Source organism: Ureibacillus sp. MALMAid1270 (assembly GCF_049202975.1).
Classification (GTDB): Bacteria; Bacillota; Bacilli; order Bacillales_A; family Planococcaceae; genus Ureibacillus.
Genome location: NZ_JBMIRP010000030.1, coordinates 1 through 12,833, shown reverse-complemented (window position 1 = coordinate 12,833; position 12,833 = coordinate 1). Strand labels below are relative to the sequence as shown.

The following is a 12,833-nucleotide window of genomic DNA, read 5'->3' as shown; positions in this document are numbered from 1 at the left end:
AAAAACGCCCCCCTTATTTTTGGTCAAGTTCGTTAATGACATCGCCACATTCCGGACAGAACTTTGGAGTAAGTGTTGGGTCTTGTGGTTTCCAGCCACATTTGTCACAGACGATTTGTTTATTGGATGGTTTAGGAGTTCCACAATCCATGCAGAATTTTCCTTTATTAACAGTACCACATTGACAAGTCCAAGTGTCATCTACAGTTTTTTTCGAACCGCATTCAGAACAGAAATTTCCAGTGTTCTCTTTCCCACAAGAACATTTCCATGTATTTGCAGTTGGTGCACTTTGAGTTGGTTGAGCTACTTGTTGTTGCTGTTGTTGAAGTTGTTGTTTTTGTTGCTCTTGTTGCGCACCCATTGCAAATAAGCTATTAGCATTGAAGCCACCCGCTTGTTGGGCCATATTTAGCCCAGCAAAACCAAATAAAGCACCGCCTTCATTTTTTGCTGCATTTCGCATTGCTTCACTTTGCGCATCGACTAACGTTGCTCCTGCCATATTTGGATTACGGAATACGGCACTTCTTTGAAGCTGCTTAATCATATCTTCATCTTCTTCTGAGGCTTTTACTGAATTGATACCGAATGATACAATTTCAATTCCTCTAATTTGGCCCCATTTTTCAGAAAGGACTTCATTGAGAAGTTTAGATAGTTCTAATGTATGACCTGGTAATTCACTATAACGGATTCCACTTGCAGAAATTTTAGCAAAAGCTGGCTGTAGGGCAGTTAATAATTCAGAACGCAGCTGACCTTCAATTGTAATACGTTTAAAGTCATCTTCTACATTTCCAGAAACATTTGTGTAGAAAAGAATAGGATCGATAATTTTATACGAATATTCGCCATGGCAGCGAATGGATATATCGATATCTAAACCAATATTGCGGTCTATTACTCGGAAGGGAATAGGTGTTGGCGTACCGTATTTATTGCCAGGGATTTCTTTCTTATTGAAGAAATAAACGCGTTGATCTTTACCTGGCTCTCCACCAAATGTGAAACGTTGGCCTAGTGACTCAAAACTTCTTTTAACGGATTCACCTAAATCCCCGTAGAAAATACTTGGTTCTGTTGAAGTGTCGTAAACGAATTCACCTGACTCTGAACAAAACTCAACAATTTTCCCCTGCTCAACGATAATCATACATTGACCTTCATTAACCGCGATGATGGAACCGTTCGAAATAATATTGTCACTACCTTTTTTATTGGAGCTACGTTTTCCAGTTCGTTTTTGACCTTTTGTAATTAGTACATCAGCAGGCATTGAGTCGCAATAGAAATAATCTCTCCATTGGTCAGCGAGAACACCTGATAATGCGCCGATCCCAGCTTTTAATAATCCCATCGTTAAATCCCTCCAAAGTCTTATTTCTAAACTCATTATACTATGTTTCTACCTTGAAAATTTACAAAATATGCATAAACTTTCAAGCTATTCAATTTATTTCATAAATTACATAAAGATATTCTTTTAATTATTAATGAATTGGAACTAGAAACTATCAAATTTGTTCTAAATAGAAAAATTGTGAATATATTCTTTAGAGAGAACAATAAAATACTTTCAATATAGTACTAGTAAATAATATATACAGTTGGTAGGAATATTTTTGTAGGCTACATTTTTATGTTTGAAAATGTGCTTATTAGTATTACCTGGGAAATGGAAAATAGATTTCGAGTGCTATGGTTTAGGGGAAAAATGGATCACAATATATTAATAATGGAGGGATAATACACATGCTGCAGATTAATAGAAACTTTCTTACAATACCAACAAATGATATTTATTTTGAAAATAAAGGAGGGAAAAGTAGATATAAAGCTAAATTATCTTGCTACACACATCGTTTAAGACCAAGTCGTCAATTGCAAAGTAAACAGACGATTCATATAAATCTGCAACAAAATGAAGAAATGTTAATAAATAACCTCTCCACTGAGACAAAAGAAATGTTATTTCAAAATAACAACAATGCATTTAAACTCTCTTCACATTCTGATCTCTCCTTTGACCAATTAAGAGAGTTTCAACGTTTTTATAATGAGAATATTCATATAGGTATGGACAAGCTAAATCGTTCTAAATTTCAATCGCTGTTACTTCTACGTGATCAAGGAGCACTAATTCTTACGAAAATTGAAAATGCTGACAATGAAGTATTGAGCTATCGAATTTATGTAGTGGATGGTGAAAACGCACTACTTTTATATGTTTCAAGCGCAATCTTTGAAAAAGACAATTCTTATAAAGCGAATTTGTTGCTATGTTGGGAAAACATGAATATGTTCCGAAAGCTTGGATATAGTGTTTATGATTTTGGTGGTATCGATCGTGAAGTTCATTTACGCGGAAGTCAACTATTTGGTGGAAGTGAAGTAACTGTATTTTCGGGATATATTGCAAAATCATTCGTATCAAAAATGATAGCAAAAGTGAATCAATGGAGAGAATAGTACGAACAATTTAAGCCCCCGCTTGTTTCCAGAGTTTCTGGAGAAAGTGGGGTTTTGAGCATATTTGCAGTGAATTCTATTTCCTTCTAAAAATGAATTAATGGGGACAAGATAGGATGGATTTTAAGAATATACTACTTGAGTGTCAATATATTACCAGCTCAACTTTCCAACTTTATCGTTCATAATTTGTTATAATGATAGAACTACATGTTAAGAGAGGGTTTTATGATGACAAACAAACCACATCTATTAGTCGTGGATGGTATGGCCTTATTATTCCGATCCTTTTTTGCCTCAAGTGCAATGGGACAATATATTCGATTAGCTGATGGCACACCAACGAATGGTGTACAAGGTTTTGCAAGACATGTACTGACTGCACAAAATCTTATGAAACCAACACATCTTGCTGTTTGTTGGGATATGGGTGCCCACACATTCCGTAATGAATTGTTTGATGGATATAAAGCTAACCGTCCTGCTCCGCCAGAAGAAATGCTTCCGCAATTTGATATGGCAAAAGAAATCTCTGAGCTTATTGGTTGGAAAAACTTCGGTAAAGAGGGAATGGAAGCAGATGATGCAATTGGCTCTATGATTGAAAAATGGAAAGATGAAGTGAATATCACCGTTATTAGTGGTGATAAAGATTTACTTCAATTGTTAAACCCTTCAACTAGAATTGCATTTACGAAAAAAGGATATACAGAGTATGACGTATATACTGAAGAACGTTTTAAAGAGGAATACCAAATTGAACCTCACCAATTTGCGTACGTGAAAGCCTTTATGGGTGACACAAGTGACGGGTATCCTGGAGTGAAGGGGATTGGACCAAAAACAGCACTACAACTTATCCAAAACTATGGTTCAATCGACCGTGTCATTGAAAATCTAGATAAATTAAAGCCTGCTCAACGTACAAAAATTGCGGATAATTTGGATATGCTTAAGCTTTCACATCAGCTAGCGACAATTGAACGAAACATGGAAATTGACGCAGAACTAGATGAGCTTGCATTAGATGACTATTCAACTGAACGCTTTGATGAATTAGAAAATAGAGGTTTCCGACTGATCGTGAAGCATGCGAAATCTTTGTATTCAATAGCTTAAAATGAAAAGGGGTGTTTGTCGTGAAATTTCAGCTTCAGACAAACACCTTTTTTTATTTATGAAAAATTAGTTATTAGTGGAGTAGACGTAATCTATGGGACATTTCATCTGGATATTGGGAGAGAAATGTCTCATAGAAGGTTCCAATGAGACATTTTAACCGGAAAATAGAGGAGAAATGTCTCATAAACGGCTCCAATGAGACATTTTATCCGGAAATTGGGAGAGAAATGTCTCATAACCCGCTGCAATGGGACATTTCATTGGAAAAATGGGTAAGAAATGTCTCATATCCCGCTTCAATGAGACCTTTCAACCGGAAAATAGAGGAGAAATGTCTCATAAACGGCTCCAATGAGACATTTTATCCGGAAATTGGGAGAGAAATGTCTCATAAACAGCTACAATGAGACATTTCAGCCGGAAAATAGATGGGAAATGTCTCATAACCGGCACCAATGGGACATTTCAACCGGAAAATAGAAGGGAAATGTCCCGTAACCGGCACCAATGAGACATTTCATCCGGAAAATAGTTCTGAAATGTCTCGTAGACACTGCCCACAAACCTATTTTGAGTTCGGTTCAATTTTCACAAATGACAATACTTGATAATTATCCAAATAACGTACTTTGCGAATTTGACTTTCTCGATTTCTCCCACCGTTATCATGTAAAATTAAGAACAGTTCATCATTCTTTATTTCATAACCGATTAACGGAACCCAGTGATATTTAAAGTTTGGCTTTGTCTTCCATTTAAATGAAAAATATTGATCAAATTTCATTGCAACTGGTCGACCTTCTTTTATTTCAATTAAAGCATCGTGAAGGGTACATTCTGCAACATTCCAACCAGTTCCTAAGAATCGGCGAAGTTTATAAATTAAGCGCCATTTAAATAGACCGATTTTCGTTCCGCCAAGTATTCCGTAAAAATCGTTAACTTCCTTTAATAATGAGGGATCTTTTAATAGATAGCGCAAAATAACATAAATTGTCGTTGGTCCGCATGCGGAAGATCTGTATTTTAATTGTATGGAATCGTCATACTGGGAAAACCCTTCGACGTTCAGTTGAAGTTTCATGATTCATCACCTTTTTACATAGTAAAAGATAAAATGACTTAGAAGAATGATTATATCATAATGAGACATTCTGCGGTATTTGCTGGAGTCTCTTAAATTTTGTTCTCGGAGGAAGCTACAATGAAACAATATCAAACACTACTATTTGACTTAGATGATACACTACTTGATTTTAATGAAGCTGAAAATCAAGCATTAGAAAAACTATTTTCCGAATTGGAATTACCTTTAACAGAAGATATGAAAGAAACTTATAAAATGTTCAATACTGGTTTATGGCAAGCTCATGAAGAAGGGAAAATTGGACGCGAAGAATTAGTCAACACAAGATTTGCTATCTTTTTCGAGCATTATGGGAAAGTGGTAGATGGTCCAGAGTACGAAAGAAAATATCGAAGTTACTTAGACGAAGGTCATCAATTAATTGATGGAGAATGGAATTGATTTTAGGATCTTGCTTCTAAATATGAACTTTATGTTGTAACAAACGGTGTCTTCACTACACAGGAAAAGCGATTAAAAGAATCGGGCCTTGAACCATACTTTCGCAAGGTATTTGTATCAGAAGTCATCGGTTACCAAAAACCGAAGAAAGAGTTCTTTGACTACGTGTTTCAATCATTAGGGAATGTGGACTTCGAAAAAACATTAATCATTGGTGATTCATTAACTTCTGATATTAAAGGTGGAGAAGTGGCTGGGATAGATACTTGTTGGTTTAACCCATTTGGCAAAAAGAACAATATTGACGTGCAGCCAACTTACGAGATTAGGAAGTTAGAGGAATTGAAAGGTTTATTGGATAAAGGAAGTATTGTCTAAAAGCGATATGACTGGCTTCTCAGTGACCGAACGAAGCAAAAATGAAGCTGAAAGGTAACATAGAGCCCCTCTATGTGCCCAACCCACCCCAAATAAAGAAAGAATGGTAACATAGAATCGCTCTATGTTACCATCCACATCAAAACCATAACGCAAGGTAACATAGAATCTCCCATCACCTTGTATAACCGAACAATTCAAAAATCCTATTTCCCTGCTTTTCTTCTTTCCGTTACAGTTTCTCCACCGATACCCCAGTTATCTGTATCTACTTCATCAATTACGACAACAGTTGTGGCAGGATTTTTTCCTAATACATCAACTAATAATTGTGTAGCACCTGCAATAAGCTGTGCTTTCTTTTCTGGTGTTACATTTTCATTGGTAATTTTAATGTTTACGTATGGCATATGATAAAAACCCCTTTCCTATAATTACTTTTATTGTAATCGATTGACACTTACATTTGTATCTAATAATGAATAATTCAATAAAAGAAGGCGCGGAGTTTATTCCCTACAAGTCGAGAAAACTCCAATCAAAAAAGCCATCTCCATAATCCTTCGAAAAGAATTTGAAGATAGCTTATCGTCAATTTTATTGAGCTTGTAAAAATCCAATTACATCTTCTGGAGATTTTGCATTGGCACTGTGTAAATGAGCTAATTTTTCTCCGTTTTTGTAAATTAATAAACTTGGGATCCCCATAACTTGATATTTTTCAGCTAGTTCAGGGAATTCGTCGCGATTGATTTCGTACCATGTATATTGAGAATATTCTTCGATAATTGGGTCAATAAACATGTTCAGACGTGTACAATCTGGACACCAACCAGCATAAAATTTAACAATTACAGGTTGTTCTGAAGCAATAATTTCATTAAATTGTTCAACTGAAGTAATTTCTTTCATTTTCTTCACGCTCCTTAAGAGTAGTGTACACATTTTATATATGGGCGAAAAGTAATTTGCTTAGAGTGGAATATATTCAACCAATCAATAAATATCTTAATCTCTTCTAATTTTTCGAAAATTCAAAAGAAAGGGATTGATAAATTTAACAAAATATTCTACACTAAGAAGAGAAATAAGTTGTTTTTAACTTCATTTTCAAAATTCAATGGTTAAATTAGAAGTAACGGCAAAAAGTGTATTGTTTATTTAAGGTTTTAAACTTTAATGAATGAAGTTAAAAGCTTCAGGCGGATGCCACAGATTTTTAAAAGAATTTATCGAGCAAGATCGATAAAATCTGGGCTGCAAATGCGCTAAAGTGTATTTGATTAACAGCTTTTATTTTTTACACAAAAAATGAATGAGTATTCATTCAAAGGGTGACGAAAGGGGATGTACTCGTGACTTACAAAATTCAGAAAGCAGCCGTTCTTGGCTCAGGGGTAATGGGTTCTGGTATTGCAGCACATTTAGCAAATATCGGGATACCTACATTAATACTAGATATCGTTCCAAAAGAATTAACAAAAGAAGAGGAAGCAAAAGGATTATCAACTGATAGCCCAGCTTTCCGAAATCGCTTTGCATTATCAGCATTGCAAAAGCTACAAAAACAAAAACCAGCTCCATTAACATCGAAAAAAAGCTTAGATCTTTTAACAGTTGGAAATTTTGAAGACGATTTAGAAAAGTTAAAAGATGTTGATTGGATTATTGAAGTTGTTGTTGAAAACTTAGAAGTGAAGAAGAATTTATTTGAACGAGTTGATGCAGTACGTAAAGAAGGTACCATCATTAGTTCAAATACTTCAGGTATTAGTGTTAATGCAATGGCTGAAGGTCGTTCAGAAGATTTTAAAAAGCATTTCTTAGGAACACATTTCTTTAATCCACCAAGATATTTAAAGCTATTAGAAATTATCCCAACTGAATACACAGATACTGCTGTAGTTCAGTTTATGAAAACTTTTGCGGAAGATGTATTAGGAAAAGGTGTTGTTATCGGAAAAGATACACCGAATTTCGTTGCCAACCGCATAGGGACATATGGTTTATTAATCACTTTACGAGAAATGATCGAACGTGGGTACACTGTTGGGGAAGTTGATTCTGTAACTGGTCCACTAATCGGTCGTCCAAAATCAGCGACTTTCAGAACGTTAGACGTTGTTGGATTAGATACATTCTTACATGTAGCAAAAACGGTTTACGATAAAACTACAGGTGAAGAACAACAAGTATTCGACGTTCCTGAAGTGATGAAAAAAATGGTAGAAAACGGATGGCTAGGTGCGAAATCCGGGCAAGGTTTCTTTGTAAAACAAGGTAAAGAAATCCTTGAAATTGATATTAATACACTTGAATATGGGCCAGTGAAAAAACTGCAAACGCCTTCAATCGAAATGGCGAAGCAAGCAAAAGGTTTAGCAAACAAAGTAAAAACACTTGTATATGCAAAAGACCGTACAGGTGAATTACTATGGAATATTTTCGCTCCAACATTAATTTATTCTGCAGAACTAACTGGTGAGATTGCAGATAATATCGTTGAGATCGACAACGCATTAAAATGGGGCTTCGGCTGGTCACAAGGGCCATTTGAAATGTGGGATGCAATTGGTGTAAAACAATCCGTTGAAAGAATGGAGCAAGAAGGGCGTACAGTACCTTCATTTGTAAAAGAAATGCTTTCAAATGGATTCGAATCATTCTACACAGAAATCGATGGCGATTTAGCATTCTACAATGGAACAGAATATGAAAAAATTCCGGTAAATGAGAAAGTAATCGACTTAAAACGATACAAGAAAAAACACGGGGTTATTAAATCAAATTCTGGTGCTAGTTTAATAGATTTAGGTGACGGAATTGCTTTACTTGAATTCCATTCAAAATCAAACGCAATCGGCCTTGATATTGTTCAAATGATTAACTTTGCAATTGATGAAGTGGAAGCGAACTACAAAGGGCTTGTTATCGGGAACCAAGGGAAAAACTTCTGCGTTGGTGCAAACCTTGGCATGATTTTAATGGAAGCACAGGATGATAACATCTTTGAACTAGACTTTGTCATTCGTTCCTTCCAAAAAGCAATGCGTCGTATCAAATATAGTAAAAAACCAGTAGTAGCAGCACCGTTCGGAATGACTCTTGGTGGTGGTTCAGAAGTGTGCTTACCAGCAACTCACATTCAAGCTTCAGCTGAAACATATATGGGACTTGTTGAAGTTGGTGTAGGTTTAATCCCTGGTGGTGGCGGAAATATCGCACTTTATGAAAAATTCCTTAAAGGGTTACCAAATGGAGTGGAAATTGACTACCAAGCAATTGCAACAAAAGTATTTGAAACGATTGCGATGGCGAAAGTCTCTACATCTGGGGAAGAAGCAAGAGAAAACAACTTCTTAAGCTTTGCAGATGGAATCTCGGTTAACCCAGATCACTTAATTTACGATGCGAAACAAGCGGCTTTAGCAATCTATGAAGCTGGCTATGTTCCTCCTGTTCCAAAGAAAGTAAAAGTAGTGGGTGCACCTGGTTACGCAACGTTACTTCTTGGTGCTCAAGGTATGTACCAATCTGGTTATATTAGTGACCATGACCTAAAAATTGCTAAAAAACTAGCTTATGTAATTGCTGGTGGACTTGTACCATATGGAACAGAAGTTACAGAAGACTATCTATTGAATTTAGAACGTGAAGCATTTTTACAACTTGTTGCCGATCCAAAATCGCAAGCAAGAATGCAACATATGCTTGTGAAGGGTAAGCCACTTCGTAACTAAAATGATGTAATGGGAAATAAACGATTCATTATTCTGAACAAAGTTAGGTAAAGGGGGATACAAACCTATGCGCGAAGCCGTAATAGTAGCAGGTGCGCGAACACCGATCGGGAAAGCGAAAAAGGGTTCTCTTGCAGCAATGCGTCCAGATGATTTTGGTGCACTTGTAGTGAAAGAGACGTTAAATAGAGCGGGTTATGAAGGCCCAATTGACGATTTAATTATAGGTTGTGCAATGCCAGAAGCAGAGCAAGGAATGAATGTTGCTCGTAATATTGGTGCTTTAGCTGGCTTACCAGACACGACACCGGCAATTACAGTAAATCGTTTTTGTTCATCTGGTCTTCAATCAATCGCGTATGCAGCAGAACGAATTATGTTAGGACACTCAAAAGCAATTATTGCTGGTGGTGTTGAATCCATGAGCATGATTCCAATGGCGGGTAACACAATTCGTCTAAATCCTAAATTAGCCGAAGAAGCACCTCAGTATTATATGAGCATGGGCCATACAGCAGAGGAAGTGGCAAATCGTTATAACGTTAGCCGTGAAGATCAAGATGCCTTTGCCGTTCGTTCTCATGAATTAGCACTAAAAGCAATTCAAGAAGGTAAATTCAAGGATGAAATCGTTCCAGTTGAAGTAGTGCAGCATTATGTTGATTCCAACAATAAACTGCAAAAGAAAACATTCATCTTTGATACAGATGAAGGCGTGAGACCAGATACTTCAATGGAGGGCTTAGCAAAATTAAGACCTGCATTCCATGTAAAAGGTTCTGTTACTGCAGGAAATTCTTCTCAAACATCAGATGGTGCTGCAGCAGTACTGGTGATGGATCGTGAAGAAGCAGAAGCACAAGGCCTAACTCCTATGGCAAAGTTTTTAGGATTTGCTGTAGGTGGAGTTCCACCAGAAGTGATGGGGATTGGGCCAATTGAAGCTGTTCCAAAAGCTTTAAAAATTGCAGGACTTTCAAAAGATGACATAGACTTATGGGAGTTAAATGAAGCCTTCGCTTCTCAATCTGTTCAAGTAATTAGATCACTTGAAATTGATATGGATAAAGTAAATGTGAATGGTGGAGCGATTGCACTAGGGCATCCTCTTGGAGCAACTGGAGCTATTCTTACATTAAAACTTATCAATGAGTTAAAACGACAAGGGAAGAAATATGGTGTCGTAACAATGTGTATCGGCGGCGGTATGGGAGCTGCTGGGGTATTTGAAGTACTGTAACTTCATTCAATAGGGGGATCGAGCTAGCTAGATACAATTTATGCGGCGAAATTCGCCAAGGTAAATTTGATTTTAAGGGGTTAGATCAGCTTATGGTGCACTGCTCACCGTTGCCTCCGAGCAGTCTCCTAGCTTTTCTATATAGGTTCTGTAAAAGACCAAGTAAATCGCAAACTGTGCCAGGGTTATTCCTGGCACACAAAATAAGGGGAGGAAATTTGTTATGGTTCAAACAACTAACATTATTAAAGGTGGAAGTTTTTTAATAGAAGATGTTGATGTAAGTCGTGTAGTAACACCAGAGGATTTTACAGATGAGCAAATAATGATCGCAAAAACGACAGAAGATTTTGTTGCTAATGAAGTGCTACCACTAGTTGAAAAGCTGGAAAATCATGAATTTGAACATTCATTAGAATTGATGAACAAAGCAGGAGAACTAGGCCTACTAGCAGCAGATGTTCCTGAAGAATATGATGGTCTTGGTTTAGATAAAATTTCATCTGCATTAATCGGTGAAAAAATGTCCCTAGCAGGTGGTTTCTCTTTAACTCACGGAGCTCACGTAGGGATTGGGTCTCTTCCAATCGTATTATTCGGTAATGAAGATCAAAAGAAAAAATATTTACCTAAATTAGCAAGTGGTGAAATGATTGCAGCATATGCATTAACAGAGCCAGGTTCAGGGTCTGACGCACTTGGAGCTAAAACAGTAGCAAAATTAAATGAAGCTGGAACTCACTATGTGTTAAATGGTGAAAAACAATGGATTACAAATGCTGGTTTTGCCAATGTATTTGTTGTCTATGCAAAAATTGATGGTGAACATTTCACTGCGTTCATCGTAGAGCGTGACTATCCCGGCGTTTCTGTAGGTGCAGAAGAAAAGAAAATGGGGATTAAATCTTCATCCACTCGTACATTAATTTTACAAGATGTTCATGTACCTGTAGAAAATCTACTTGGTGAAGTAGGTAGAGGACACGTAATTGCGTTCAATATTTTAAATATTGGTCGTTATAAATTAGGAGTTGGAACAGTTGGAGGTTCAAAACGTGCTTTAGAACTTGCAATTCAATATACAAACCAACGCCAACAATTCAAAACAAAACTATCAAGCTTCAATTTAACAAAAGAAAAATTAGCTACAATGGCTGCAACTCTATATGCTTCTGAATCTTTAAACTATCGAACAGTTGGTTATTATGATGAAGTTATGAGTAGTCTTGGTACAGAAGGGCAAAAAGATCCAAAAGCAATCGCGCAAGCAGTTGCTGAATATGCAATCGAGTGTTCTATTGCAAAAGTATTCGGTTCCGAAACATTGGATTATATTGCTGATGAAGCAGTTCAATTACATGGTGGATATGGATTCATGTCTGAATACGAAGTAGAGCGTATTTATCGTGATTCTCGTATTAACCGTATCTTTGAAGGAACAAACGAAATTAACCGTTTAATCGTTCCAGGTACATTTATGAAAAAAGCGCTAAAAGGTGAATTACCACTTCTTAAAGTAGCTCAAGATTTACAAGAAGAGTTATTAATGATGATGCCTGAAGAAATCGGTGAAGAAGCATTATCACAAGAAAAATATCTTGTGAAAAACGCGAAGAAAATCGGTATCTTAGCAGCTGGTATTGCAGCACAACGCTTTGGTGCAAAACTAGAACAAGAACAAGAAATTCTTGTGAATATTGCCAACATCGCAAACCAAATTTACGCAATGGAGTCTGTAGTTCTTCGTACTGCTAAAGCTATCGATCGTGACGGTTTAGAGAAATCAAAACAAAAAATTCTTTACACTGAAATCTTCTGCCAAGAAGCGTTTGCTGAAATCGAAAAAGAAGCAAAAGAAACAATTCTTGCTTCAGCTGATGGCGACATGGGCCGCATGATGTTGTCTGCTTTACGCAAATTAACAAGATTCAACCCTTATAATTTAATCTTGAAAAAACGTGAAGCATCAGTAAAATTAATCGAAGCTGAAAAGTATGTAGTTTAATGTATTGCTAAATAATAATGGTGTCTCGTAACTTTGGTTACGGGACACTTTTTGATATATTTACTGATTTTTGTCCAGTAAATTGGTTTTACTAGACACTTTTCAGCTTACCCACTGAATTTTGTCCAGTAAATCGTTTTTACTAGATACTTTTCGGCTTACACCTTGTATTTTGTCTAGTAAATTGGTTTTACTAGACAGTTTTCATGTAAGCCCGAAATAAAAAATATCGCACGTCTTCTGGTACGCACGACGAATAGCCTTCAATCCAATGTTTTTTTGGATTGAAGGCTATTATTTTGCACAAGCTACTTGAATCGATTTTGACCAAGGCATATAGTCTTGTAA

General features: G+C 36.5%; 9 protein-coding genes and 1 pseudogene. 6 read left to right on the top strand and 4 right to left on the bottom strand.

Translation table 11 applies throughout. The features are described from left to right. Positions 1–13: 13 nt before the first annotated feature. Positions 14–1,360: an SPFH domain-containing protein gene (locus tag ACOQFO_RS03145; RefSeq protein ID WP_421688253.1), complete on the bottom strand. Its 1,347-nt coding sequence runs from the start codon at positions 1,358–1,360 to the stop codon at positions 14–16. Between the two features lie 395 nt (positions 1,361–1,755). Between ACOQFO_RS03145 and ACOQFO_RS03140 the strand changes: the two genes are divergently transcribed. Next, on the top strand, positions 1,756–2,472 hold the full coding sequence (locus ACOQFO_RS03140) for a hypothetical protein (protein ID WP_421688252.1): 717 nt from the start codon (positions 1,756–1,758) through the stop codon (positions 2,470–2,472). Between the two features lie 231 nt (positions 2,473–2,703). After that, entirely contained in the window at positions 2,704–3,591 is an 888-nt protein-coding gene (locus ACOQFO_RS03135) for a 5'-3' exonuclease (RefSeq protein WP_421688251.1), read from the top strand. A gap of 568 nt (positions 3,592–4,159) precedes the next feature. Here the strand turns inward: ACOQFO_RS03135 and ACOQFO_RS03130 are convergent. Next, complete coding sequence (locus ACOQFO_RS03130; protein ID WP_421688250.1) at positions 4,160–4,678, bottom strand: C39 family peptidase; 519 nt, start codon at positions 4,676–4,678, stop codon at positions 4,160–4,162. A 120-nt stretch (positions 4,679–4,798) separates the two neighbouring features. Here ACOQFO_RS03130 and ACOQFO_RS03125 point away from each other — a divergent pair. Further along, positions 4,799–5,500 (top strand): annotated as a pseudogene (locus ACOQFO_RS03125) (YjjG family noncanonical pyrimidine nucleotidase). A 206-nt stretch (positions 5,501–5,706) separates the two neighbouring features. Here ACOQFO_RS03125 and ACOQFO_RS03120 read toward each other — a convergent pair. Further along, positions 5,707–5,910 (bottom strand): 2-hydroxymuconate tautomerase family protein, encoded by a 204-nt coding sequence (locus ACOQFO_RS03120; RefSeq protein WP_421688249.1) that lies wholly within the window; start codon positions 5,908–5,910, stop codon positions 5,707–5,709. Positions 5,911–6,097: 187 nt separating this feature from the next. Beyond that, positions 6,098–6,412: a thioredoxin family protein gene (locus ACOQFO_RS03115; RefSeq protein ID WP_421688248.1), complete on the bottom strand. Its 315-nt coding sequence runs from the start codon at positions 6,410–6,412 to the stop codon at positions 6,098–6,100. 443 nt (positions 6,413–6,855) lie between these two features. Here ACOQFO_RS03115 and ACOQFO_RS03110 point away from each other — a divergent pair, with 443 nt between their 5' ends. From ACOQFO_RS03110 to ACOQFO_RS03100, 3 genes are all read left to right on the top strand, one after another. Continuing rightward, the gene (locus ACOQFO_RS03110; protein WP_421688247.1) at positions 6,856–9,240 is read left to right on the top strand and encodes a 3-hydroxyacyl-CoA dehydrogenase/enoyl-CoA hydratase family protein; all 2,385 of its coding nucleotides are present in this window, start codon (positions 6,856–6,858) and stop codon (positions 9,238–9,240) included. 67 nt (positions 9,241–9,307) lie between these two features. After that, complete coding sequence (locus ACOQFO_RS03105; RefSeq protein WP_421688246.1) at positions 9,308–10,480, top strand: acetyl-CoA C-acetyltransferase; 1,173 nt, start codon at positions 9,308–9,310, stop codon at positions 10,478–10,480. A 223-nt stretch (positions 10,481–10,703) separates the two neighbouring features. Then, entirely contained in the window at positions 10,704–12,485 is a 1,782-nt protein-coding gene (locus tag ACOQFO_RS03100) for an acyl-CoA dehydrogenase family protein (RefSeq protein ID WP_421688245.1), read from the top strand. The last annotated feature ends 348 nt before the right edge of the window (positions 12,486–12,833 follow it).